Origin of the sequence: Prauserella cavernicola, assembly GCF_016595675.1 — a bacterium.
Taxonomy (GTDB): domain Bacteria; phylum Actinomycetota; class Actinomycetes; order Mycobacteriales; family Pseudonocardiaceae; genus Prauserella_A; species Prauserella_A cavernicola.
On the sequence record NZ_JAENJH010000002.1, the window covers coordinates 998,816 to 1,023,306 of the forward strand.

A 24,491-nucleotide genomic window follows, 5' to 3' on the forward strand; every position below is an offset into this window, starting at 1 on the left:
GATCACATCCTGCGCATCCGCAGGTAGCGCTTGACGTCCGCGCCGACACCGCGCCACGCCAGCGCGCCCGCGCCGCCGAGTGCCAACAGGGTGAGGAGTCGTTTCATGACACACCTTCCCTCGTCGTGTCCTCGTGTTGTCTGGCCAGATCACACACCAGCCGCACGGCCTCGTCGACGGCGGCGGCCACCGGCTCGGTGAGCCCGATGCCGTCGCCGGTGTCGGCCGGCTCGCAGCCGACCACGACCAGGCGGCCCGCGTCTCCGCCGAGTAGGTCGAGCAGGCCGAGCACCGCGTCGGGCTGCATGCCGTGTGCGTCCAGCGAGTGCGGTGCGGGCCGGTCCGCGCTCACCTCGATGAGGAAGACGGTGCCGGGCTCGCAGCCCTGTGGCGTGGCGTCGACCAGCACGGTGAGGTCGTAACCGCCGAGCAGGTCGTAGGCCAGGTGCACGCCGCTGATCCCGTAGTCGGCCAGCTCGACCCACTCGGGCAGCTCCTCCTCGCGCAGCCGTTCGATCACCTTCCCGCCGAAGCCGTCGTCGCGCAGGAAGATGTTGCCTATTCCAGCCACGAGCACGCGGGTCATCCGGTCACCTCCCGTGGTTCGATCTCGTCAGGGGCGAAGTAGCGGAAGCGACCGTGGTCCACCTGCAGGTCCGCGGCCGGGTCGTCGTCGAGCGTCACGGCCACGTAGGTCGATCCGTCCACATCGGACAGCACGGCGTGGACGGTGGCGCCGCGTCCGGCCAGGAACATGTCCTGCGCGTCGGAGCCCCTGGCGGCAGGCCGCAGGACGACGCGCGAACCGGCCGCCACCCGCACCCCCGCCACCTCCACGTTCTCGACGTCGGGCTGGTCCTCGGTCTCGCCGGTGACCGAGCGCAGGTAGCGCACGGTGCCGTGCAGGCGGTCCAGCAGTTCGGGTGGCAGTGCGTCCACGCGGTCGACCAGCGCCCTCGCGCGGTCGTCGGTGGCACGGGCCTGGCGTTTCTCCTCGTCGGTGAGCGCCATCGTGCGCAGGGTCAGGATCTCGTCGATCTCGGTGCCGTCGAACAGCTCGCCCGCGCTCTCGGCCGCGATGACGGGCCGGTCGTCGAGGATGATCGGCGAGGACAGCACCACGTCGTCGCTGACCAGCACGGGCCACGTGCGCTCGTTGACGCAGGACCGTGCCGCCGGGCGAGCCCACTCGGGAGGGTCGAGCAGCGACAGGAAGTGCCCGCCGTCCACCGCGAGCACGACGTGCGCGGCGAGCAGCGCGTGGTGCAGGGCGCGTTCCCTGGTGGCGTCCTGCTCGCTCCACGCGCTGGTGTTGCGCACGTCCACGCGCAGCCGCATCCCGCCGAACGGCCCGGACAGCGGTTCGGCGCGCAGCCACAGCGACCCGGTGAGCTCCTGGCGGGTGCGCACCAGCTCGACGCCGTCGCCGAGGTTCTCGACGTCCTCGCCCCCGGCGATCGTGAACGGCACCTCCACGGGCTGGGCCAGCGGCTCGGCCACGGGCAGGGTGGCCTCGACCTCGCGCTCCAGTGCCTCGTCCCAGGTCGTGTACTCGACGGCGTCCACGACGGCTGACGGCACGGGCCGTCCGTGTGTCACGACCTGCCGCGCCTGCGCCTGTAGGAACCGCAGCCGCAGGTGCAGTGTCGCCTGCCGTCTGGGCTCCAGCAGGCACTCGGTGCGCGAGGTGGCGTACTCACCCGCGTCGGCTGAGGCGAACGAGGGCGGCACGAGCACGCCGAACTGCCAGCGCAACCGGTTCTTCGCCGCGCTCGCGCGGTAGGGGTAGAGCAGATAGCCCTCGTAGAGCACGGCGTCGCCCACCGCCCTGGCCGTGTCCAGCGCGCCGGTCATGTCCGCCCACCTCCCGCGTCGGCGAGCAGTTTGTCCACAGCCGCGTCCCAGGTGGGGATGGCGTGCTCGGACTTGTAGCGCAGCAGTGCGTCGACGGTGTCACGACGCAGCCGGAGCCAGCCCTCGCCGGGGAAGTAGATGTCCATCAGCTCCCGCCACACCGCCACGGGCAGCCGGTAGGTCGCCTCCTTGTGCCACGGCACCTGGTGCACCTGGAACCCCTGCGCTCCCTTGGCGAACACGGTGCCGCTGAACAACAGCAGCAGCGGCACGTCGCCGTCGGCGAGCGCGTGCAGATACTTGCCGGAGGCCACCTCCAGGTCGTAGCTGCACGGCACGGCCAGCTCCGCCTCCACGGAACCCGTGAACGCCGGAACCAGCGTGGACACGGACGTGAACTGGATCGGCTTGAGCGTCTCGCCCCAGCGCGAGCGCTCGCCGAACAGGTAGGCCAGCAGCTCGCCCTCGTGTTCGTCGTAGCGCCTGCGCCGCGGCTCGATGCGCATCTGGCAGCGCAGCGCGATCGTGTGGATCGGGGTTCCGGTGAGCTCGGCGATGCGCAGCCGGAACAGCAGCGTCGGCGCCACCGCGTGGCGCAGCGGGCGCACGTCGAGACAGTCGAAGCTCAGTTCGGCCACCCGCCCTCCCCTCGCTCGCGCAGCGTGGAGAGAAACCCCTCGATGGCCGTGCGGGCCTCGCTGCCGCCGTCGAAGCCGCGCCAGTACAGCCGGACGAGCCCCACCAGCTCGTAGCAGGTGTCGATGGGCACCAGGAAGCACTCGAAGCCCTCGCCGGTGCGGTTCACCAGCAGCGCCTCCACGTCGGGTTCGACGTCGGCGAGCCCCGGTGCCGCGGCGAGCAGGTCGTCCCACGCGCCCAGCGGCAGCAACGACTCGGTGGCGCCCGCCGGGCTCGGATAGAAGGCGACGCTGCGCTCCAGCACGGAGTTCTCGAACACGAACGCCATCCGCACCGGGATGCCGATGGAGTCCCACAGCGTGCGGGCGATCTCCAGGTCCGCCACGTGCCGGTAGCGCTCCGGCACGGCGCGATGCCGCGACCCGCCCGCGCCGGGCCTGGTGAACAGCAGGTAGCAACCGCGGCAGGAACACAGGATCGCGCGCGTGGTGAGGTCGATGACGTGCCCGTGCTCCTCGCCGATGGGCTCGGCGCACAGCTCGCAGCGTTCCCCCGGCCGGGCCGCGGGAGCCGGCCGGAGGAACTTGCGCAGCCCCGTGCTCATCGCGGCACCGGGCAGTCCACTGTGTCCAGTGGAAGCAAGGGCCTGCCGCCGGGACCAGCGGGCTCCGCCACGCCGGCGACCTCGACACCCGTCAGCTCGGGCGCCGCCGCGCGCACGGCGTCTTCGATCGCGTACTTCGCGGTGACCGCCGAGGACGGGCAGCCGTCGCACGTGCCGGTGAGCCGCAGTCGCAGTACACCCTCGTCGTCGATGCCCACCACCTCGACGTCACCCGCGTGCGAGCCGAGGTAGGGGCGCACCTCGTCGAGCGCCGCGGCCACGCGCTGCTCGGTGTCGCGCGGATGCAGGTCGTGCAGCACGAGCAGGCTTGACACCAGCGGATCGGCGGCGAGCGCGTCGAGTCCGCGCTCGTCCGCCAACTCCGTGACGCGGGTGAGCCCGGCGCCGTAGAGGCCCATCAGCGTTCTGACGAGCTCCGCGGCGATCTCCCGCACCTGTGGGCGTTCGTGGTCCAGCTCGCCGAGCAGTTGCTCGACGCGTTCGGCGACGGCGCCTGCGTCGGCCATCGCATCACACCCCCGAGCCGAACGCGTGCGGCGTGTGCAGCTGCTCGACGACCTTGCCGCCACCGGTGTACATGTGCACCCCGCACGGCAGGCACGGGTCGAAGCTGCGTACCGCGCGCATGATGTCGATGCCCTTGAAGTTCTCCTGCGAGTTCTCCTCGAAGATCGGGGTGTTCTGCACGGCGTCCTCGTACGGGCCCGGCGTGCCGTAGCTGTCGCGCACGCTGCCGTTCCACGGCGTCGGCGGGTACGGGTGGTAGTTGGCGATCTTGCCGCCCTTGATCACCATGTGGTGCGAGAGGATGCCGCGAACGGCCTCGGTGAAGCCGCAGCTCACGCCCTCCTCCGGCACCTCGAACGGCTCCCACGTCCTGGTGTTGCCCTGCCGCACCTCGGTCAGCGCCTTCTCACAGAAGTGCAGCGCCATCGCCGCGGAGTAGGCCTGGAAGTAGGTGCGCGCCCGGTTGCGCTCGATGGCGTTGCTCCAGCGCGGGATCTTCCACTCGAACGTCACCTCGGGCTTGGTGGCCGTCTTCGGCAGGTTGATCAGCACGCTGCCGCCGGTCGACTTCACGTAGCCGGTGTCGACCAGGCCGGCCAGCGCCGTGGTCCACAGCCGCGCGAGCGGGCCGCCGCCGGTGTCGAGCGCCAGGTGGTCGGTCCCGTCGAACCAGCGCGGCGACATCGTCCACGAGTACTTGTCGTCGAAGTCGCGCTTCTGCGGCCTCGGGATCGTGTGCTGGTTCCACGGGTGCCGGTCGTCGACGGGATTGCCGAGCGGGTCGTGCGTCACGAACTTCTCCTTGCCCGCCCAGTCCTCGTAGAACGAGCTGCCGAGCAGGATGCGGATGCCCAGGTTGATGTCGAGCAGGCTCGTCGTGATGAGCTTGCCGTCCACGATCACGCCAGGGGTCACGAACATCCGGCGGCCCCAGTCCTCCATGTTCCGGTAGGTGAAGTCGCAGTACTCGGGGTCGTTGAGACTGCCCCAGCAGCCGAGCAGCACGCGCCGCTGGCCCACCTGCTCGTAGCCGGGAAGGGCCTCGTAGAAGAAGTCGAACAGGTCGTCGTGCATCGGCACGCAGCGCTTCATGAACTCGACGTAGCGCATGAGCCTGGTCAGGTAGTCGGTGAACAGCTGCACCGTCGCGACCGTCCCGACGCCACCCGGGTACAAAGTGGACGGGTGGACGTGCCTGCCCTCCATGAGGCAGAACATCTCGCGCGTACTGCGGCTCACCTGCAGCGCCTCGCGGTAGAACTCGCCCTCCAGCGGGTTCAGCGAGCGCATGATGTCACCCACCGTGCGGTAGCCGTGCTCGGCGGCGTGCGGGGCCTCGGTGCGGTTGGCCAGCTCCAGCACGCCGGGGTTGGTCTCGGAGACCATCTTGGCGCAGTAGTCGACCCCGACCAGGTTCTCCTGGAAGATGTTGTGGTCGAACATGTACTCGGCCGACTCGCCGAGGTTGATGATCCACTCGCCCAGGTGCGGCGGGCGCACCCCGTAGGCCATGTTCTGGTTGTAGACCGAGCACGTCGCGTGGTTGTCGCCGCAGATCCCGCAGATCCGGCTGGTGATGAAGTGTGCGTCGCGAGGGTCCTTGCCCTTCATGAAGATCGAGTAGCCGCGGAACACCGACGACGTGCTGTGGCACTCGACGACCTTCTTCTGCGCCCAGTCGATCTTGGTGTAGATGCCGAGGCTGCCGACGATCCGGGTGATCGGATCCCACGACATCTCGACCAGGTTCGTCTTCTCGGTCGCCGCGCTCTTGCGCTCTGCTGTCGTCGCCATCGTGGTCCCACCTCACTGCCAGCTGGGTTGGTAGCCGGTGTGCAACTGCTTGCCCTTCTCGCGCCACCTCGGCTCTTGGTCAACGGTCTTGATCGTGAAGTCGCGGAGCTTGCGCACCACCGAGCCGTACGCCTTGCTCCCCATCGCCGAGACGTGCGCGCCGGGCGGCTCGTCCATGAACGGCATGAACTTGTCGGGAAAGCCCGGCATCGTGCACGCGATGCAGATGCCGCCGACGTTCGGGCAACCGCCGACGCCGTTGATCCACCCGCGCTTGGGCACGTTGCACTTCACCACCGGACCCCAGCAGCCCAGCTTCACCAGGCAGGTCGGTGAGTCGTAGGCGTCGGCGAACTCGCCCTGCTCGTAGTAGCCCGCGCGGTCGCAGCCCTCGTGCACGGTGGACCCGAACAGCCACTGTGGACGGAGCTTGTCGTCGAGCGGGATCATCGGCGCCTGGCCTGCCGCCTGATAGAGCAGGTACAGCAGGGTCTCGGAGAAGTTGTCGGGATGCGTCGGGCAGCCGGGGATGCACACGATGGGGATACCGGCGGGCGACTTCCAGTCCCAGCCGAGGTAGTCGGGCACACCCATCGCACCGGTCGGGTTTCCCTCCATCGCGTGGATGCCGCCGTAGGTCGCGCACGTGCCGGCGGCCACGACGGCGAGTGCCTTGGGCGCCAACCGGTCGAGCCACTCGCTCGTGGTCATCGGCTGGCCGGTCGCGGGGTTGTTGCCGAAGCCGCACCAGTAGCCCTCGCGCTTGATCGCCTCGTTGGGGATCGAGCCCTCCACCACGAGCACGAACGGCTCCAGCTCACCCCGGTCGGCCTTGTGGAACCACTCGATGAACGTGTCGGCGCCCTGGTCCGGTCCGCACTCGAAGTCGATCAGCGGCCAGTGGACCTGGATCTTCGGCAGTCCCGGCAGTGCGCCCAGCACGATCTCCTCGATGCTGGGCTGTGTCGCCGCGGTCAGCGCGACGGAGTCGCCGTCGCACGAGAGTCCCGCGTTGATCCACAACACGTGGATGGGTTTGACGTCGGTTTCCATCGGTTCCGTTGTCGTCACGACTGATCACCCTTCGCTGACCGGCTCCAGCGCGGCGAGGGTGAGCTCCCACAGCGCGTGGTAGACGGTCGTCTGCGCTTCCTGGATCCGGTGCACGGAGGGGGAGGGAACGACGAACAGGTACTCGATGGAGTCCAGTTCGGACATTTTCCCACCGTCATAGCCGGCGATGCCGACCGTGACCATGCCGCGCCTGCCGGCCTCGTCGAACGCGCGGAGCAGATTGGCGGAGTTCCCGCTGGTGGAGAGCCCGACGGCGATGTCGCCCGCGCGCCCGAACGCGGCGATCTGCCTGGCGAACACGACGTCGAAGCCGATGTCGTTGGACAGGGCCGTCACCACGGCGATGTCGTTGGTGAGCCCGAACGCGGGCAGCGGCCGCGCGGCACCGGCCGGGCTCAGGAACAGGCTCGCGAGGTCCTGCGCGTCGGTGGAGCTGCCGCCGTTGCCGAAGGCGAGCAGCCTGCCGCCAGCGGCGAACGACGCGGCCATCTCCTCGGCGCACGCGGCGAGTTTGGCGCCATCGCGTTCGAGCACGGTGTCGCGCAGCTCCACGATCTCGTTCGCCTTGTCCACTGTGGAGCGTCGGACCTGCTCCAGCACGGCGTCGAGGTCGCTGGTCTCGGAGTACAGGAACGGGTAGAGCGCGGCCATCTCGTCGGTGTGCGCCCTGGAACGCTCGGGTGCCATCGACACTCACCCCCTTCGCGGGGTGCGGACGTGTCAGGAACTGACGACGGCGATCGCCTCTCCGGCGTGCACGAGGATCGTGTCCCCGACGCCGGCCGAGACCAGTGCGACGCTGACCTCTTCGCGGCCCTGCCCGGTGTCCACGACGGCCAGCCGGTGTGCCAGCACCTCGACGACCCGGACCTCCACCGCGGTGTCGGAGCACGTGATGCACACCCCGTCGTGGCAGGCGGGGACTCTCTCGCCGGTCATGCGACCACCTCCGGAGCCAGCACCCCCGGTTGCTCGAAGAAGACGTGCACGAGTTCCCACAGCACGTGGTAGGTGGTGACGTGGACCTCCTTGACCACCCTGGGATCGGCGGACCGCGCGACGAGCACGTGGTCGAGGCCCGGCGTACCGGCGATCCGGCCGCCGTCGCCGCCGGTGAGCGCGATCGTCAGCAGCCCGAGCTCGGTGGCGACCTCCAGGCCGCGCAGCACGTTCTCGCAGTTGCCGTCCGAGGAGATGCCCAGCGCGATGTCGACCGGATCGGCGAGGAACCGAAGCTGGTGGGCGAACACCTCGGCGAGCCCCTCGCGGTTGGCCACGCCGGTGACGGTGGCGACGTCGGCGGTCAGCGAGATCGCGGGCAGCGCACGCTTGCCGACGATGACGGGGTGCACGAACTCGACGGCCACGTGCTGGGCGTCGGTGCTGGGCCCGCCGTTGCCGAAGACCACGAGCTTGCCGCCGCGATGGAATCGCACGGCCATCGCGTGGCATGCCCGCGCGACGTCCTCCGCCTGTCCTGCCAGATCGAGCACGGGGTCGGTGCGTCGGGCGAAAAGCTCACCGACCGGATCCGCGCCCGGGTGAGTCCCCGACATCGCGGTCACTTCTCTCGTGGTGGTGGCGTGCAGCTCGGAGTTCAGCGTAGGACTTGTTACCTGGCTCACACAACAGGCCGCGACTGCCGTGAGAGCTACGCGGTCATCCTGGGGAACAGCTCCCCGGCGCTGACCGGCCTGCTGAAGCGGTAGCCCTGCGCCTGGTCGCACTCGAGCTCCCGCAGGATCTCGAGCTGCCGGTCGGTCTCCACGCCCTCCGCGATCACGCTCAGTCCCATGCTGTGCGCCATCGTCACGATGCCCTTGATGATGGCCTCGGCCTCGGACTTGCCGGGCTTGCCGAGCCCGGTGACGAACGAGCGGTCGATCTTCAACGTGTCCAGCGGCAGCCGCCACAGCTGGGCGAGCGAGGAGTAGCCGGTGCCGAAGTCGTCGATCGCGAGCCGCACGCCCAGCTCCCGCAGCGCGGTGAGCACGTCGCCTGCGGACTTCGGGTCGCGCATCAGCGCGCTCTCGGTGATCTCCAGGCACAGCGTCTGTGGCGGCAACCCCGTGCGGACCAGGGCCTCCTCCACGGTCGGCACCAGCGCGGCGTCGTCGAGCTGGCGCGCGGAGAGGTTCACGGTCAGCCGGGTGTCGAGGCCGCGCCGCGCCCGCTGACTGGCGATCTCCTCGGTGGTGGTCCTGAGCATGTAGTCGCCGATGAGGTTGATCAGGTCGCTCTCCTCGGCGAGCGGGATGAACTCCACCGGCGAGATCGCGCCGTGCGTCGGGTGGTGCCAGCGCATGAGGCCCTCGACGGCCACGGTGCGCAGCGACCTCAGCTCCACCACCGGCTGGTAGGCCATCCACAGCTGGCCGTCCACCACGGCCTCGCGCAGGTCCTGCTCCAGCCGCAGCTGCCGCTGCACACGTTCGCGCAGCTCGACGTCGAAGAACTCGTAGCGGCCGCGGCCCCGGGTCTTCGATTCGTACATCGCGACGTCGGCGTCGCGGATCAGATCCTCGGCCGAGCGCGGGTCGCCCGGCCGCGCCGTGACGATGCCGACGCTCGCGTCGACGCGCAGCTGCCTGCCGTCGAGCCCGATCGGCCTGGTCAGCGACGAGCGCAGGTGCCCGATCAGCGAGCGGATGCCGGTGTCGCCCGAGACGTCGAAGGTGACGACGGCGAACTCGTCCCCGCCGAGCCTGCCCACCAGGTCGGTCGAGCGCACGCAGTGCCGCAGCCGTTGACCGACCACGCGCAGCACCTTGTCGCCGGTGCTGTGCCCGAGCGAGTCGTTGATGAGCTTGAACTTGTCGAGGTCGACGAACAGCACGCACGCCAGTCCCTCGCGGTCCGGTTCGGCCAGCGCGCTGGCGAGCCGCCGGAGCACGAGCGTGCGGTTGGCGAGGCCGGTGAGCGGGTCGTGCGTCGCGTCGTGGGCCAGCCGTTCGCCGATGGCCCTGCGCTCGGTGATGTCGGTGAACGAGGTGACCACGGCCGACGGCGGTGCCGCGTCGGGGTCGAGCGGGCGGCAGCTCATCGACAGCCACACGCACTGCCCGTCGGGCCGCTGCAGCCGCAGTACGCGCCCGTTCTGCGGGACGCCCGTGGCCAGCACCTGCGCGAATGGGTACTGCGTCGTGCTGAGCCGCGCGCCCGAATCGCTGTACAGCGGGAACCGCGTGGGTGACGTGCCGAGGAGCGCCGTTCCGGGCAGTCCCAGTATCCGGATCGCGGCCGGGTTCGCGGTCTCCACCAGCCCGTCCGCGCTGACCACGAGCACGCCCTCGTCGAGCGCGGCCACCACCGTGCTGTACCGCAGCTCCGCGCGCCTGCGCGGGGTCTCGTCGGCGCACACGAGCACGTAACCCTCGCTCATCTCGGCCGCGGACACCCGGATGGCCAGCACGCAGCCGTCGGCCCGGTGGTGCGTCGCCTCGGTGACGCCGCCTGCCGCCACGATCGCCTCGGGGTCGAGCGGAGCGCCGACCAGTCCGCTGACGTCCTGGCCGATCGCCACGGCTGTGCTGTGCCCGTACACCGTTTCGGCGGCGGGATTCCAGCTGGTCACGATGCCGTCGGCGGTGGTGGCGATGATCGCGTCGCTGACGTGCGACACCAGCGCGGCCTGGTAGTGCAGCGCCGCCTCGGCCGTCTTCTGCGCCGTGACGTCGCGCATGATGACCTGGAATGCGGGGCGGCCCTGCCAGGTGGTCCGCACCGACACCGACTCGACGAGCATCGACTCGCCGTCGAAGCGCTTGAGGCTGGCCTCGGAGGGCTCCGACGTGGCGCCGGGAATGCCCAGCCTCTTGATCCGTCGCAGCACCTCTGGCACCGACGTGGGGTCGACGAAGTCGGTGATCGGCCTGCCGACCAGGTCGTCCGCCGACTCGGCCGCGACGAACCGCACGGCGGCGGGGTTGACGTAGACGAGCCTGCCCGCCTCGTGCACGCAGATCGCGTCCGGGCTGAGCTCCACGAGCAGCCGGTACCGTTCGGCGAGGTCGGCCAGTTCCTGTTCGCTGCCGCGGCGCTCAGTCACGTCCGCCGCGATCCCGAGCAGTCCGGCGGGGTCGCCGCCGGGTTGGGGTCTGGCCAGGAACCGAATCCATCTGACGTCGCCTTCCGGCGTCTCGACGCATTGCTCGAGTTCGAAATTATCCCACTCGGACACCTCGTGCACAGCCGTGGTGATGGGTGAGATCAGGTCCAGGAGTGTGCGCCGGATCTCGTCGTCACCCGGCTCGGACAGACCGAGGATGGCTGCGAGGCCCGCGGACCACGTGACGTCGTCGTCGACGAGGTCGATCGACCACATGGCCGACGCCCCGGCAGCGAGTGCCAGATCGGCGACGATCTCGTGGTGCGGTTCGTAGCCGCTGGTTACAGCTGCGTTCGTTCGCGCCTCCATGTCCCGTCCATCCGCGAGTGCTGGGCACCCCGATTAGAGCACGGTTTCGGCCCCTTGCGAACAGCAGGATTCGGCAACGACTTCGCGAACCCGGCATCCCGGACGCGCCCGTTCGCCGTCAGAACAAGTAGACGGCTTTGTCGAGAACGCCCCGTGCCGCCGTCTGTCCCCACAACGGAAGGTAGGAAAGTGAGCAAGGTGAAGGACGCGTCAAATGGAATCGAAATCTGCGGCATCGGTGCGGTGACCGGCTACGGCTGGGGCCGGGAAATGCTCTGGGACGGGCTGATCTCCGGCAAGCCCGCGGCTTCGCTGACCGGCGGACACGGCCGGTACCGGAACGAGTCCGCCTGGATCGCCGCGGTTCCGGAGGGCGGCGATCCCGCCGACGGCCGCGGTCGGTTCGCCAGGGCGATGCGCGCTGCCGCGCGGGAAGCGATCGAGGACGCGAAGGGCCGAGGCTGGACGCCGGGACGCCGGGTCGGTCTGCTGCACGCCGTCGTGCTCGGCGAGACATATCTCTGGAAGGATTTCTACGGTCCGGAGAATGGGTACCTACGGCCACGCGACTATCTGGCGTTGATGCCCTCCACCCCGATGTCGACGTTCATGCGGGAGCACGGATTCCACGGGCCCGCCATGAACGTGTCCGCGATGTGCGCGTCCGGCAACGCGGGACTGCTCACGGCGAAGGCGTGGCTCGACGCGGGCGTGGTCGACGACGTGGTGCTGGTCGCCACCGATCTCTCGCTGACGCCGGAGAACGTGCTGCACTTCAGGGATCTCGGGGTGGTCGTGACGGACCGGGAGCCGCTCGACTGCTGCAGGCCGTTCCAGGAGGGCAGCAGTGGGTTCGTCATGGGTGAGGCCTCGGTCGGCATGGTTCTTTCCAACTCCTCCGACGCGCCCTACGCGGTCACGCTCGGTGGCGCGATGTCACACGACGCGTACCACGTGACGTCGATCGATCCGGAGTACCGCGAGGTGCGGCGCTGTTTCACCGACGCCCTGGACAACGCGGGCGTCGCGGCGTCGGAGGTCGGCTACGTCAACGCCCACGGTCCCGGCACGGCGCAGTGCGACCGGGTGGAGGCGGCGATCCTCGAGGAGCTGTTCACGCCGGACACGGGCATCTACTCGATGAAGCCGCTGACGGGGCATTGCCAGGGCGCGGCGTCGGCGGTCGAGGTTGCCGTCGCCGCGCTCGGCTACGAACGCGGGAGCATCCCGGCGCCGCCGGTCGTGGCGGAGGCGCACCCGCAGCTGCGGCACGGTGAGTTCGCGCTGGACGGCCGCCTCACGGTGAAGTCCTCGCTCGGAATGGGCGGTCACAACTCGGTGGTCGTGCTCGCCCCAGCCTCGGCGTGACCTCGGAGCCGGTGACCGGTGTGTGCCCCGGATACCGGTCACCGGCTCCAACGGTCCAGCCCGTCTCGCCCGCTCAGCCGCTCAGCGCGGCGTCGAGGGTGATCGTGGTGCCCGTGAGCGCCTTGCTCACCGGGCACGTGTCCTTGGCGGTGGTGGCCAGCTCCGTGAACTTCTGTGCGTCGACCCCGTCGACCTTCGCCCGCAGCGTGATGTCGATGGCGCTGATCGCGAGGCCGCCGTCGGCGGGGCCGAGGGTGACCTCGGCGCTCACGTCGATGGAGGTCGGCGAGAGGCCCTCCTTCTCCAGCACTCCGGAGAGGTTCATCGCCAGGCACGACGACTGCGCCGCCGCGATCAGCTCCTCGGGGCTGGACTGGCCCTCGGGGTCGCCGACGCGGCGTGGGAACGAGACGTCGAACTGGCCGGCGTTGGAGGAGTCCAGGGTGACGGTGCCCTTGCCGGAGTTGAGCCCACCGCTCCAGTGGGTGGTGGCGTCGCGGCTGACCATGTCGGCTCCCTTCGTCGCGGATCGTTCGCTGACCACTTCGACGATAGGCGCGTATCCGCTCAACTCAGTCCCACGAACAGGGTCATCTGTTCCACCGCGTACGTGAAGAACTCGTCGGCGGGATCCACCGAGCCCACGAAGTGGCCGGTGCGCTCGAAGCCGACCATGCCGAACAGCTGTGACCAGGCGATCATCGTCCGCGCGAGCACCTCCTCCGGTACGCCGGGGGCCAGCGCCGTGCCGACGACGCCGATCTGCTCGCGCAGCAGTGGGGACAGCTCGGGTGCCGCGAACGGAGCCTCCACCTCGCCTGCCTTCCACCCGTCGCTCACGGCGGCGAGGAGCACGGCGGGGACGCGCCTCGCGGCGCTGACGGTGTCCTGCGGGGCCTGGTAGCCGGGGATCGGGGTGCCGTAGAGCAGGGAGTACTCGTGTGGGTGGGTGCGTGCCCAGGTGCGCAGCCCGTGGCAGGCGCCGCGCCAGCGCTCGCGCGGGTGCTCGTGCTGCTCCGCGGCCTGCTCCACAGCGGCGCCCATGTCGTTGTAGGCGTCGATGATGAGCGCTGTCAGCAGGTCGTCGCGGCTGGGGAAGTAGCGGTAGAGCGCCGAGGAAACCATCCCGAGCTCCCTGGCCACGGCGCGCAGCGACAACCCGTCGGCTCCGCGCTCGCCGCACTGCCTGCGTGCCTCGTCCTTGATGGCCGCCGTGAGCTCGGCGCGTGCTCGTTCCCTCGCCGTCCGGTGTGCTGGCATACGGCTCAGTCTGCCAGTGGCGAGATCGGTGCACAAATTCGAGAGCACTGCTCTTGACTCGATCTCCCGATCCGTGTTCACTGATCTCAACAGAGAGCACCGCTCTCGAAAATCGGATCGAGGAGACGACGATGGGAACCCAGTACGACGACAAGCGCTACCTCCGCAGCGGCAGGCTCGGCGATGCCTTCAACCGCCTCGTCGGCAGGCTGACCGGACTCGGCGTGAGCGTCGCGGGCAGCAGACTGCTCACGGTCAAGGGCCGCAAGAGCGGCGAGCCGAGATCGGTGCCAGTCAACGTGCTGACCCACGAGGGCGAGCGCTACCTGGTCGCGCCGAGGGGCCACACGCAGTGGGTGCGCAACGTCCGCGCCGCCGGCGAGGCCGAACTGCGCGTGGGCAAGCGGGTCGAGACGATCAGGCCCGTCGAACTCGCCGACGCCGACAAGCCGCCGGTCATCAGGGCCTACCTCAAGAAGTGGGCGTGGGAGGTGGGCGCGTTCTTCGGCGACATCAACGCCGAGACGCCGGAGGCGGAGCTGCTGCGCGTCGCCCCCGGCTTCCCGGTCTTCCGTATCCCTTGAGAGTTCCCCGAGCCTTCAGAGCCGCCTCGCCGCGGCCAGAGCCGTCGGCTCGAAGGACGACGGCTCGGACCCGGCGAGGCGGAGCAACTCCGACTTCATCCTCGGGTCCCAGAACATCCGGATGTGCGCGGCGATCTCCTCGGCCGCCTCGTCGGCGTCCTTGTGCTCGAACTGCACGGCGATGTCGTTGGCCATCCGGACCTGGGGCGAGATGGTGCTGGTCATTGCGCTCCTAATCCGCGAGTGCCGGTTCCTCGTCACGCGCGGCCTCGTGCCGCTCCACCGGATGCCTGAGCCCGACCTGCACCGCGGTGACCTTGTACTCCGGACAGTTCGTGGCCCAGTCCGAGTTCTCCGTGGTCACCACGTTCGCGCCCGTCACCGGGTGGTGGAACGTCGTGTAGACCACCCCGACCGGCATCCGGTCGGCGATCTCCGCGCGCAACGTCGTGGTGCCGACCCTGCTGGTCAGCGTCACCTCGTCGCCGCTGGAGATGCCGCGCTCCTCGGCGTCGTGCGGGTGGATCTCCAGCACGTCCTCCGGGTGCCACGCCACGTTGGCGGTGCGCCGCGTCTGCGCTCCCACGTTGTACTGGGACAGGATGCGGCCCGTGGTGAGGATCAGCGGGAACTTGCGCGTGCTGCGCTCCCGCGTCGCCACGAACGGCGTCCGCACGAACCGGCCCTTGCCGCGCACGAAGCCGTCGACGTGCATGGTCGGTGTTCCCTCTGGCGCGTTGTCGTTGCACGGCCACTGCACGCTGCCGAGCTTGTCGAGCTTGTCGAACGAGACGCCAGCGAACGTCGGCGTCACCGCCGCGATCTCGGCCATGATCTCGCGCGGGTGCTCGTAGCTCATGTCGTAGCCCATCGCCTGCGCGATCTCGCACGCCACGCGCCACTCGTCCTTGCCGGTCTTCGGGGTCATCACCGGCCGCACGCGGTTGATGCGCCGCTCGGCGTTGGTGAACGTGCCGTCCTTCTCGAGGAACGACGTGCCCGGCAGGAACACGTGCGCGAACTTGGCGGTCTCGTTGAGGAACAGGTCCTGCACCACCACCAGCTCCATCGCCGACAGTGCGGCGTTGACGTGCTGAGTGTTGGGGTCGGACTGCGCGATGTCCTCACCCTGCACGAACAGGCCGAGGAACGAGCCGTCCACCGCGGCGTCGAACATGTTCGGGATCCGCAGACCCGGCTCCGGGATGATCGGGCGCTCCCACAGCTTCTCGAACACCTCGCGCACGGCTTCGTCGGACACGTGCCGGTAGCCGGACAGCTCGTGCGGGAACGAGCCCATGTCGCACGAGCCCTGCACGTTGTTCTGCCCGCGCAACGGGTTCACGCCGACGCCCTCGCGGCCGATGTTGCCGGTGGCCATCGCGAGGTTGGCCATGCCCATCACCATCGTCGAGCCCTGGCTGTGCTCGGTGACGCCGAGGCCGTAGTAGATCGCACCGTTGCCGGCGCTCGCGTAGAGCCGCGCCGCGGAGCGCACCTGCTCGGCGGGGACACCGGTGATCGACTCGGTGGCCTCGGGGCTGTTCTCCTCGCGGGCGATGAACTCGGCCCACTCGTCGAACTCCTCGCAGCGGTCGGTCACGAACGACCGGTCCACCAGGCCCTCGGTGACCACGACGTGCGAGAGCGCGTTGACGATCGCGACGTTGGTGCCGGGCGCGAGCTGGAGGTGCTGGGAGGCCTCGACGTGCGGCGAGCGCACCAGGTCGATGCGCCGGGGGTCCACCACGATCAGCTGGGCGCCCTCGCGCAGCCTGCGCTTCATGCGCGAGGCGAACACCGGGTGCCCGTCGGTCGGGTTGGCGCCGATCACCACGATCACGTCGGCCTCGGCGACCGAGCGGAAGTCCTGCGTGCCCGCCGAGGTGCCGAACGTCTGCTTGAGTCCGTAGCCGGTCGGTGAGTGGCAGACCCGGGCGCACGTGTCGACGTTGTTGTTGCCGAACGCCGCGCGCACCAGCTTCTGCACCACGTAGACCTCTTCGTTGGTGCAGCGCGACGACGTGATGCCGCCGATGGAGCCGACGCCGTGGCGCGCCTGGATGTCGCGGAACTTCTCGGCCACGTGGGAGATCGCGGTCTCCCAGTCCACTTCGCGCCACTCGTCGGTGATCCGCTCGCGGATCATCGGGTTCAGCTGACGGTCGGGGTGGGTCGCGTAGCCGAACGCGAAGCGGCCCTTGACGCACGAGTGGCCCTCGTTGGCGCCGCCGTCCTTGTACGGCACCATGCGCACCAGCTCGTCGCCGCGCAGCTCGGCCTTGAACGAGCAGCCGACGCCGCAGTAGGCGCACGTCGTGAGCACCGACCGCGTAGGCATGCCGAGCTCGACGACGGACTTCTCCTGCAGCGTCGCCGTCGGGCAGGCCTGCACGCACGCGCCGCACGAGACGCACTCGGAGTCCATGAAGAGGTCGTTCGCGCTCGGCGAGACCTTGGAGTCGAAGCCGCGGCCCTCGATCGTCAGCGCGAACGTGCCCTGCACCTCGCCGCACGCGCGCACGCAGCGGGAGCACACGATGCACTTGGAGGCGTCGAAGTCGAAGTACGGGTTGCTGGTGTCCTTCGGTGCGTCGAGGTGGTTCTCGCCCTCGTAGCCGTAGCGCACCTGGCGCAGCCCGACCACGCCCGACATGTCCTGCAGCTCGCAGTCGCCGTTGGCGGCGCACGTGAGGCAGTCGAGCGGATGGTCGGAGATGTAGAGCTCCATCACGCCCTGCCGCAGCTTCTCGAGCTTCGGCGTCTGCGTGCGCACCTTCATGCCCTCGGCGACCGGCGTGGTGCACGAGGCCGGGGTGCCCTTCTTGCCGTCGATCTCCACGAGACACAGGCGACACGACCCGAACGCCTCGAGGCTGTCGGTGGCGCACAGCTTCGGGATGTCCGTCCCGGTCTGGGCGGCGGCCCGCATCACCGAGGTGCCCTCGGGAACGGCCACGGGCACGCCGTCGATCTCGACGGTGACGGACGCCGGCCCTGGCTGGGGCGGCGTGCCGAAGTCGTGTTCCTTCAACAGACCCATGGTGCTACTTCGCCTCCTCGTGGTTGGCGCTGTTCGTCATGAAGTCGTCGGGGAAGTGCGCGAGCGCGCTGCGCACGGGGTTCGGGGTGAGCCCGCCCATCGCGCACAGCGACCCGTCGGTCATCAGCTCGCACAGGTCGTTCAGCACGGCGAGGTTGCCGTCGCGGTCCTGGCCGCCGGTGATCTTGTCGATCACCTCGACCCCGCGCACGGCGCCGACGCGGCACGGCGTGCACTTGCCGCAGGACTCCTCAGCGCAGAACTCCATCGCGAACCGCGCCATCGCCGCCATGTCCACGGTGTCGTCGAACACAACGACGCCGCCGTGACCGAGCATCGCGTCGGCGGCCGCGAACGCCTCGTAGTCGGTGGGCAGGTCGAACTGCGAGGTCGGCACGTACGAGCCGAGCGGGCCGCCGACCTGAGCCGCCTTGACCGGGCGGCCGGACCGGGTCCCGCCGCCGTAATCGTTGACGAGCGTGCCGAGCGAGATGCCGAACGCCGTCTCGAAGACGCCGCCGCGGGCGATGTTGCCCGCGAGCTGGAACACCTGGGTGCCGCGCGAGCGCTCCACCCCGAGTCCCGCGTAGCGCTCGGGGCCCTCGGCGAGGATCGTCGGCACGCTGGCCAGGGTGAGCACGTTGTTCACCACGGTCGGCTTGCCGAACAGGCCGGTGATCGCGGGGATCGGCGGCTTCGAGCGCACCATGCCTCGCTTGCCCTCCAGGCTCTCGAGCATGGAGGTCTCCTCGCCGCAGATGTAGGCACCCGCGCCCATGCGCACGAAGAGGTCGAACGACAGTCCTGAGCCCAGCACGTTCTCGCCGAGCCAGCCGTGGGCGTAGGCGATGTCGATGGCCCTGCGCAGCGTGTTCACCGCGTCCGGGTACTCCGAGCGCACGTAGACGTAGCCCTCGCTCGCGCCAACGGCGTGCGCGGCGATCGTCATGCCCTCGATGAGGCAGAACGGGTCGCCCTCCATCAGCATGCGGTCGGCGAACGTGCCGCTGTCGCCCTCGTCGGCGTTGCAGCACACGAACTTCAGCGGCCCGTCGGTCTTCAGCACCGTGTTCCACTTGATGCCGGCCGGGAATCCCGCGCCGCCGCGGCCGCGCAGGCCCGAGTCGGTCACCTCCGTGACCACGTCGGCGGGGTCGAGCTCCAGCGCCCTGCGCAGGCCCGCCAGACCGCCGCCTGCCTCGTAGTCGGTGGTGGACAGCGGGTCGATCACGCCGACCCTCGCGAAGCACAGGCGCTGCTGGTCGCGCATCCACGGCAGTTCGTCGACAACGCCCTGGCACAGCTCGTGCGGCGCGCCCTCGAACAGCCCGCCCGCGACGAGACCGGGCACCGCCTCGGGGGTCACCGGCCCGTAGCCGACTCGCCCCCGTTCGGTCTCCACCTCGACGAACGGCTCGAGCCACAACATGCCGCGCGAGCCGTTGCGCACGAGCCGGATGGGCGTGCCGTCCGCCTCGCGCTGGATGGCCGCGGCCACCTCGTTGGCGCCCACGGAAACGGCGGCGGAGTCCCTGGGGACGTAGACGGTGATCATGCGCTCTCGCCACCTTCGGCTCGCACCAGCAACTCGACCAGCCGGGACCGGTCCATGCGGCCGTACATCCGGCCGTTGATCTGGGCCGCGGGCCCGAGTGCGCAGTTGCCGAGGCAGAACACCTGGCCGAGCGTCACCGAGCCGTCCGGCGTCGTCTGCCCGAGCTTCACGCCGAACACCTGCTCGGCGTCGGCCACCAGCTGTTCGGCTCCCACCGACTGGCACGCCTCGGCGCGGCAGAGCTTCACCGTGGTCGTTCCCGCGGGTTCGGAGCGGAAGTCGGAGTAGAAGGTGATGACGCCGTGCACGTCGGCGCGGCTCATGTTCAGCTCGTTCGCCAGTACGGGCACCACCTCGGGGTCGACGTAGCCGAACTCCGCCTGGATGCCGTGCAGGATGGGCAGGAGGGCTCCCCGATCGCCCTTGTGCGCCTCGATCACGGCTCGTACCCGCTCCGCGACCGAAGTACCGGCGCTGTCGATCGACATACCGCAGCCTCCTTGATGTATACGGTATACACCGGTGATCGTACCCGTGCGGTGACGTAGACAACAAGCCTACGTTCCACGGCCCGCCCGCGAAACGCATCGTTCAGCCCGGGAACTCGACGGTGCCGCTGCCCGGAACGAAATCCGGGCAGCGGCACATCCGGCTGCTCAGGACGTGTGGTGCGTGGACTGCAGGCCGTAGACCGGGGTCGGGATGCCCTCGGCGCGGGCCTTGAGCTGCAGTGCGAGGTAGAGCGAGTAGTGCCGCGACTGGTGCAGGTTGCCGCCGTGGAACCACAGCGCCTGCTGCTGCGTGGGCTTCCACATGTTGCGCTGCTCGCCCTCCCACGGGCCCGGGTCCTTGGTGGTGCCGGAACCCAGTCCCCACACCTTGCCGACGCGGTCGGCCACCTGCTCGCCCACGATGTCGGCGGCAAGTCCGTTCATCGAACCGAAGCCCGTGGCGTAGACGACGAGGTCGGCTTCCAGCCGCGTGCCGTCCTCGAGCACCACCTCGCGCTCCGTCAGCTCACTGACCTGCCCCTTCACCAGGCGCACGCTGCCGTCGGCGACGAGCTGCGCAGCGCCGACGTCGATGTAGTAGCCCGAGCCCCTGCGCAGGTACTTCATGAACAGACCGGAGTCGTCGTCGCCGAAGTCGAGCTCGAACCCGGCGCGCTCCAGCTTCTCGTAGAAGCCGGCGTCCTGTTCGCGGATCGTGTCGTAGATGGGTTTCTGGAACTCGTTCATGATCCGGTACGGCAGCGACGCGAAGATCAGGTCTGCCGTTCGGGTGTCCACACCGGACTCCACGGCCCGCTCGGAGTACAGCGGACCGAGCCCGTGCTCCATCAGCGAGTCGGATTTGATCACGCACGTCGACGACCGCTGCACCATCGTCACCTCGGCTCCCGCCTCCCACAGTGCCCCGCAGATGTCGTGCGCGGAATTGTTGGAGCCGATCACCACGGCCTTCTTGCCCGCGTAGGCGTCGGGGCCGGGGTGCTGCGACGAATGGTGCTGGTCGCCGAGGAACTTCTCCTGGCCGGGCAGCACGGGCACGTTCGGTTTGCCGGAGACGCCGAGCGCGAACACCAGCTGGCGCGGAGAAAGGGTCACCTCCTGGCCGTCGCGGTCGACGGTGAGTGACCAGCGCTGCTCGCGCTCGTCGTAGGCCGCCGAGCGCGCGGTCGTGGAGCCCCAGTAGTTGAGCTCCATGACCCGTGCGTACATCTCGAGCCAGTCGCCGATCTTGTCCTTGGGGGCGAAGACGGGCCAGTTGTCGGGGAAGGGCAGGTAAGGCAGGTGGTCGTACCAGACGGGATCGTGCAGTGCGAGCGACTTGTACCTCCTGCGCCAGGAGTCACCGGGCCGCTGGTTGCGCTCGACGACGATCGTCGGCACGCCGAGCTGGCGCAGCCGCGCTCCCAGTGCGATGCCGCCCTGGCCGCCGCCGATCACCACCACCTCGGGCTGGGTCGCGTAGCCCAGTTCGGCCTGTTCGGACTCCCGCCTTTCGAGCCAGGTCACCCGCTTGCGGTCGGCGCCGTGCTCGACGCCCTTCGGCCGCGAGGTCCTGCGCGGCTCCTCGTGGCCCTTGAGCTCGTCGAGCGTGGTCAGCAGGGTCCACACCTTGCCGTCGACGAGGCGGACGTGGGCGGTGCCGCGGCCCGTCGCGGTCTCGAACGACAGCCACGCCTCGGTGACGCCGTCGGCCTCGGTGGGCTCACCGACGAGCGCGAAGTCGTGCGGATCGGTGTGCTCGAGGGTGTTGCGGAGCAGGTCGGCGACGGCGTCGCGGCCCTCGACGGTGAGCAGGTTCCACGTGAACGAGACGAGGTCGCGCCAGTAGCAGTCCTCGGCGAATAGCGAGACCGCTCTTTCGACGTCGCGGGCGGCGAGTGCGTCCTGAAAGGCCGTGAGCCAGGTGTCCGCGCGGGTGGTGAGGTCGGTCGTCAACGGAGCCTCCGATCCAGCAAGTCGCGACAGTGCGTGCTGTGAGAACTCCACTGTCGGCGGCAGCCGGTGGCGACGACAAGGGTTGCAGGGGGTTGCAGTGGTTGCGGCACCCTCCCGCGCAGCCGTGCTAGGTCGCTTCGGGGGCTTCCAGCAGGTGCGGAGCCTCGGCGCGGACCAGCGCGATCAGCTCCTTCATCGTCGGGTTCACCAGCGCGTGTTCGCCGACGAACACGGTCGGCACCACCTCGTTGCCGTTCGCGACCGCGCGCACGCGTGCTGCGGCATCGGGCTCCTCCCAGATGTTCACGTCGCGCACCGGAAGGCCACTGCCCTCCAGCGAGCTGCGCAGCATGGAGCAGAAGGGGCAGCCTGGCCGCCAGTAGAACTCGATCTCGGTCGTACCCACGGAACCCACCTTAATGACATCGTCGGCGCGCCACGGCCGCGGTCGAGGAGGCAGGCTGGAGCCATGGATTTCGAGTCGGTCGCCGAGGAGCTCTACGAGCTCGACCGGGACGAGTTCACGAAGGTGCGCGACCGGCGCGCCGCCGAGGCCCGCAAGGCCGGCGACAAGGACCTCGCGAGCCGGGTGAAGTCGCTGCGCAAGCCGACGAGCGCGGCGTGGCTGGTCAACACATTCGCGCGCGCCCATCCCGAGGACGTCGCCGAGCTGATCGACCTCGGGGACGCACTGCGCCGCGCACACGCCGAGCTGTCGGGCGACGACCTGCGCGCGCTGTCCCGGCGCAGGCACGAACTGGTGCGGGAGCTCGCCGACCGCGCGGCGACGCTGGGCGGAGGGACCGTGGGCGAGGCCGTGGTGAGGGAGGTATACGACACCCTCGACACGGCACTCGCCGAGCCGGACGCGGGCAGGGCGGTCACCGAGGGCAGGCTCACGACGGCGCTGCACCCCGGCGACGCCTTCGCGGGCGACTGGATGGCGCTCGGCCCCGCACCGGGAACGCGGGAGCCGCGCGACAAGGCGCCGGCGAGGCCGCGTGGCACCGAGTCGGAGGATTCGGCGGGCCACGCAGAGCAGGCAGAACAGGCAGAGCCGGTGCAACGGCGGCGGTCGACGTCGGAGGCCGAGACGCAGCCACCCCGGCGTGGCCGAGCGAAGTCGAGCACGACAAGGCCGCCCGAGCCGAAGGGTGAGGCGGAGCCGCGCCGACCGGGCGGAGCCAAGCTCAGCAAGTCCACGCCACCGGAGCCTGACACCCGGGCGAAGTCCGGCGTGGCGAAGCCACCGCAGCGGGTGGACGGGACCAAGCCGCCCGTGGTGCAGCCGGAGCCGGACGAGTCGCAGCGCGACGACGAGATGCGCCGCCTGCGGGAGCGGCGGCAGAGTGCCAGGGACGAGCTCGCGCGGGCCCGCACCGCGCGCAACGCCGCAGCCAGGGAACTCCGCGTCGCCGAGGAGGCGGAGGCCAAGGCCCGCAAGCGGACCATGGCCGCCCGCAAGGAGTTCGAGGCCGCCGACCGACTCGTCGACGACGCCCAGCTGGCACTGTCCGACCTCGACTGATCCGCCGAAGCCGGGGCGTCGGCTAGCCCGCGGACGTCACCGTGACCCGCGCCTGCTCGGCGCCGCGGAAGGGCGCCAGCGCCTCGGCTTCCTTCGTAATGGCGTCCTTCACCGTGCCGCCGAGCGGGCGGAACTCCTCGACGCCGATCGTCACCGTCTTGCCCTTCTTGCTGGGACGCCAGAGCGCCACGAGCTCCCCGTCGGCCAGCACCACGCCGGGATTGCCCTGGAACCGCCAGATCCTGCGGCGCGTGGCCTCGTCGGCGACGAGCGCGGCGCGGTCCCTGTTCGCCAGCAGCGGGTCGGACGGCGGCAGCAGGCGCACGCCCTTGATCGCGGGTGGCGTGCGCAGCTCGGACAGGTCCTCGGCGAGCACCCAGGCCCGCTTGCCGCGGTAGTCCACCTCGGCGAGCTCGTCGGCGACGAGGTCCCACGACGCCTTCGTGAACTCCGTGGAGGCGCCCGTCCACGCCGTGAGCTCGGCCGCGGTGGACGGTCCGTGGAGGCGCAGGTACCTGCGCACCAGCTCCGCCCTGGCGCGGTCCGGCTCCCACGTCGGCAACGGCTCGCCGAGCCACTGCTCGGTGAGCGCGAACTTCGCGCTCCCTCGGGGCTGCGAGGCGATGCACAGCACGCCGTACAGCGACACGACGTAGAGCGCGTAGCGCACGGTGCTCTGCCCGTAGGTGTTCGAGCCCAGTCCGTCCGGCTCCGCCCAGCCCTTGCGCGATCGAGGCGGCAGCCGCTTGCCCACCTCCTCGGCCAGTGCCACGCCCAGCTCGTCCTTGCTCAGCTGCCTGCCGTCGAGCGCGACGGACAGCGCGTAGCGCGTGTACTCCACGAGCTGCCGCACACCGAGGTCGAACTTGGCCGCGTGATCGGCCACCCCCGGAATGAACTGCAGGAACGACTCCTCGCTTTCGGGTAGCAGCCCGGTGGTGAACACCCCCGCGTCGTCGACCGGCACCAGGTGCGGCGCGCCGCGCATGGCCCACAGCTGCACAAGCGCCTTCTCTTCGGTCACCGCGTCCTCGATGAGCTGCGGCGTCAGGCCGGTGAGGCGGGCTTGTAGTGCCTGCCCCGCCGAGCCGGGAGGTGAGTTCTGTGGGGCCACCGCGCCGGCCGTCTCCGCCAGGTTCCCCTTGGGTGCCCGCTTGCCGAGGCCCTGCCTGGCCAGCCGGAACCGGACCGCCCGCGTCTCGTCCACAGTCTCCATCCGGAAAAGGTAGCCACGGATGCAACGCGATGCCGGACGCGCACCGTCCTTCGAGGTATGCGTGCTCTCCCGCTGCTCGCCCTGCTCCTGGTCGCCGGTTGTGGTGCCTCGGCGGGCGCTGGCCCCGGTGCGTGCACCGCGATCGGCGCGCCCGCCGGAATCTCGGTGACCGTCGCACCGGGCTCGGTGGCAGGCGAGGCCACAGCCGCGACGCTCGAAACGTGCTGGGCGCAGTCCTGCCGGTCGAGCCGGGTGATGCTGCACCCCACCACCGAAGCGGTCGACACCGGCTGCACGGGCGATCGGCCCGAGGACGTCTGCTCGGCCGAGGTCCGTGAGACCGGCGAGAAGGACGGTTTCGCGGACGTGCCGGGCCTGCCGGAGCAGCAGGTCCGGGTGACGCTGACGATCACCGGCGCCGACGGCGGTGAGCTCACCCGCCAGACGTTGGACCTCACCCCAGGCCCGGTGTATCCGAACGGGAAGGACTGCGGCGTCGCCGGGCCGCAGGCACAGCTGGACGTCGCCGCCGACGGGACCGTCCGCACCGGTACCTGAACGCGAACGGAGCCCGCGCCCC

General features: G+C 70.0%; 25 protein-coding genes. 4 read left to right on the top strand and 21 right to left on the bottom strand.

Translation table 11 applies throughout. From position 1 onward, the window contains the following. Positions 1-2: 2 nt before the first annotated feature. From JHE00_RS36060 to JHE00_RS11555, 12 genes are all read right to left on the bottom strand, one after another. Positions 3-107: a DUF6893 family small protein gene (locus tag JHE00_RS36060; protein WP_372440431.1), complete on the bottom strand. Its 105-nt coding sequence runs from the start codon at positions 105-107 to the stop codon at positions 3-5. Then, positions 104-586: a hydrogenase maturation protease gene (locus JHE00_RS11505; protein ID WP_200317719.1), complete on the bottom strand. Its 483-nt coding sequence runs from the start codon at positions 584-586 to the stop codon at positions 104-106. Before JHE00_RS11505 ends, JHE00_RS36060 begins: the two co-directional genes overlap by 4 nt. Continuing rightward, positions 583-1,854 (bottom strand): hypothetical protein, encoded by a 1,272-nt coding sequence (locus tag JHE00_RS11510; RefSeq protein ID WP_200317720.1) that lies wholly within the window; start codon positions 1,852-1,854, stop codon positions 583-585. Before JHE00_RS11510 ends, JHE00_RS11505 begins: the two co-directional genes overlap by 4 nt. Further along, positions 1,851-2,492, bottom strand: coding sequence for a DUF6084 family protein (locus JHE00_RS11515; RefSeq protein WP_200317721.1), 642 nt, complete (start codon positions 2,490-2,492; stop codon positions 1,851-1,853). The genes JHE00_RS11510 and JHE00_RS11515 overlap by 4 nt, the downstream gene beginning before the upstream one ends. After that, positions 2,480-3,097, bottom strand: a complete 618-nt coding sequence (locus tag JHE00_RS11520; protein WP_200317723.1) for a DUF5947 family protein — start codon at positions 3,095-3,097, stop codon at positions 2,480-2,482. The genes JHE00_RS11515 and JHE00_RS11520 overlap by 13 nt, the downstream gene beginning before the upstream one ends. Then, positions 3,094-3,624: a NifU family protein gene (locus JHE00_RS11525; RefSeq protein ID WP_200317725.1), complete on the bottom strand. Its 531-nt coding sequence runs from the start codon at positions 3,622-3,624 to the stop codon at positions 3,094-3,096. Before JHE00_RS11525 ends, JHE00_RS11520 begins: the two co-directional genes overlap by 4 nt. Positions 3,625-3,628: 4 nt before the next feature. Then, positions 3,629-5,419, bottom strand: coding sequence for a nickel-dependent hydrogenase large subunit (locus JHE00_RS11530; RefSeq protein ID WP_200317727.1), 1,791 nt, complete (start codon positions 5,417-5,419; stop codon positions 3,629-3,631). Between the two features lie 12 nt (positions 5,420-5,431). Next, entirely contained in the window at positions 5,432-6,472 is a 1,041-nt protein-coding gene (locus tag JHE00_RS11535) for an NADH-quinone oxidoreductase subunit B family protein (RefSeq protein WP_200318324.1), read from the bottom strand. Positions 6,473-6,496: 24 nt separating this feature from the next. Further along, a complete protein-coding gene (locus tag JHE00_RS11540) occupies positions 6,497-7,180 on the bottom strand; it encodes a D-sedoheptulose-7-phosphate isomerase (protein WP_200317729.1) in 684 nt (227 codons plus the stop codon). 33 nt (positions 7,181-7,213) lie between these two features. Then, positions 7,214-7,432, bottom strand: coding sequence for a HypC/HybG/HupF family hydrogenase formation chaperone (locus tag JHE00_RS11545; RefSeq protein WP_200317731.1), 219 nt, complete (start codon positions 7,430-7,432; stop codon positions 7,214-7,216). Beyond that, positions 7,429-8,049 (bottom strand): D-sedoheptulose-7-phosphate isomerase, encoded by a 621-nt coding sequence (locus JHE00_RS11550; protein WP_200317733.1) that lies wholly within the window; start codon positions 8,047-8,049, stop codon positions 7,429-7,431. The genes JHE00_RS11545 and JHE00_RS11550 overlap by 4 nt, the downstream gene beginning before the upstream one ends. A gap of 95 nt (positions 8,050-8,144) precedes the next feature. Beyond that, the gene (locus tag JHE00_RS11555) at positions 8,145-10,910 is read right to left on the bottom strand and encodes a sensor domain-containing protein (protein WP_200317735.1); all 2,766 of its coding nucleotides are present in this window, start codon (positions 10,908-10,910) and stop codon (positions 8,145-8,147) included. Positions 10,911-11,108: 198 nt separating this feature from the next. Here JHE00_RS11555 and JHE00_RS11560 point away from each other — a divergent pair, with 198 nt between their 5' ends. After that, positions 11,109-12,278 (top strand): beta-ketoacyl synthase N-terminal-like domain-containing protein, encoded by a 1,170-nt coding sequence (locus tag JHE00_RS11560; protein WP_372440443.1) that lies wholly within the window; start codon positions 11,109-11,111, stop codon positions 12,276-12,278. 73 nt (positions 12,279-12,351) lie between these two features. On the opposite strand, the gene JHE00_RS11565 is transcribed toward JHE00_RS11560, so the two are convergent. Together JHE00_RS11565 and JHE00_RS11570 are read right to left on the bottom strand one after the other, a co-directional pair. Then, positions 12,352-12,786 (bottom strand): OsmC family peroxiredoxin, encoded by a 435-nt coding sequence (locus JHE00_RS11565; protein WP_200317737.1) that lies wholly within the window; start codon positions 12,784-12,786, stop codon positions 12,352-12,354. 59 nt (positions 12,787-12,845) lie between these two features. Continuing rightward, on the bottom strand, positions 12,846-13,538 hold the full coding sequence (locus JHE00_RS11570; protein ID WP_200317739.1) for a TetR/AcrR family transcriptional regulator: 693 nt from the start codon (positions 13,536-13,538) through the stop codon (positions 12,846-12,848). Positions 13,539-13,669: 131 nt separating this feature from the next. Between JHE00_RS11570 and JHE00_RS11575 the strand changes: the two genes are divergently transcribed. Continuing rightward, positions 13,670-14,122 (top strand): nitroreductase family deazaflavin-dependent oxidoreductase, encoded by a 453-nt coding sequence (locus JHE00_RS11575; RefSeq protein ID WP_200317746.1) that lies wholly within the window; start codon positions 13,670-13,672, stop codon positions 14,120-14,122. Between the two features lie 15 nt (positions 14,123-14,137). On the opposite strand, the gene JHE00_RS11580 is transcribed toward JHE00_RS11575, so the two are convergent. The 6 genes from JHE00_RS11580 to JHE00_RS11605 all read right to left on the bottom strand — a co-directional run bounded on the left by JHE00_RS11580 (position 14,138) and on the right by JHE00_RS11605 (position 21,573). Then, on the bottom strand, positions 14,138-14,347 hold the full coding sequence (locus tag JHE00_RS11580) for a formate dehydrogenase subunit delta (RefSeq protein ID WP_200317748.1): 210 nt from the start codon (positions 14,345-14,347) through the stop codon (positions 14,138-14,140). A gap of 7 nt (positions 14,348-14,354) precedes the next feature. After that, a complete protein-coding gene (fdhF, locus tag JHE00_RS11585) occupies positions 14,355-17,165 on the bottom strand; it encodes a formate dehydrogenase subunit alpha (RefSeq protein WP_200317750.1) in 2,811 nt (936 codons plus the stop codon). Positions 17,166-17,169: 4 nt separating this feature from the next. Beyond that, entirely contained in the window at positions 17,170-18,720 is a 1,551-nt protein-coding gene (locus JHE00_RS11590) for a formate dehydrogenase beta subunit (RefSeq protein WP_200317752.1), read from the bottom strand. After that, on the bottom strand, positions 18,717-19,208 hold the full coding sequence (locus tag JHE00_RS11595; RefSeq protein WP_200317754.1) for an NADH-quinone oxidoreductase subunit NuoE family protein: 492 nt from the start codon (positions 19,206-19,208) through the stop codon (positions 18,717-18,719). The genes JHE00_RS11590 and JHE00_RS11595 overlap by 4 nt, the downstream gene beginning before the upstream one ends. 168 nt (positions 19,209-19,376) lie before the next feature. Next, on the bottom strand, positions 19,377-21,197 hold the full coding sequence (locus tag JHE00_RS11600) for an FAD-dependent oxidoreductase (protein WP_372440444.1): 1,821 nt from the start codon (positions 21,195-21,197) through the stop codon (positions 19,377-19,379). A 97-nt stretch (positions 21,198-21,294) separates the two neighbouring features. Further along, a complete protein-coding gene (locus JHE00_RS11605; RefSeq protein WP_200317758.1) occupies positions 21,295-21,573 on the bottom strand; it encodes a glutaredoxin family protein in 279 nt (92 codons plus the stop codon). Between the two features lie 63 nt (positions 21,574-21,636). Here JHE00_RS11605 and JHE00_RS11610 point away from each other — a divergent pair, with 63 nt between their 5' ends. After that, positions 21,637-22,695 carry a hypothetical protein gene (locus tag JHE00_RS11610; protein ID WP_200317760.1) on the top strand — a complete coding sequence of 353 codons (1,059 nt, stop codon included), beginning with the start codon at positions 21,637-21,639 and terminating at the stop codon, positions 22,693-22,695. A 22-nt stretch (positions 22,696-22,717) separates the two neighbouring features. Here the strand turns inward: JHE00_RS11610 and JHE00_RS11615 are convergent, their stop codons facing one another. Next, positions 22,718-23,911 carry a winged helix DNA-binding domain-containing protein gene (locus JHE00_RS11615; RefSeq protein ID WP_200317762.1) on the bottom strand — a complete coding sequence of 398 codons (1,194 nt, stop codon included), beginning with the start codon at positions 23,909-23,911 and terminating at the stop codon, positions 22,718-22,720. A 57-nt stretch (positions 23,912-23,968) separates the two neighbouring features. Between JHE00_RS11615 and JHE00_RS11620 the strand changes: the two genes are divergently transcribed. Further along, entirely contained in the window at positions 23,969-24,469 is a 501-nt protein-coding gene (locus tag JHE00_RS11620) for a hypothetical protein (protein ID WP_200317764.1), read from the top strand. The last annotated feature ends 22 nt before the right edge of the window (positions 24,470-24,491 follow it).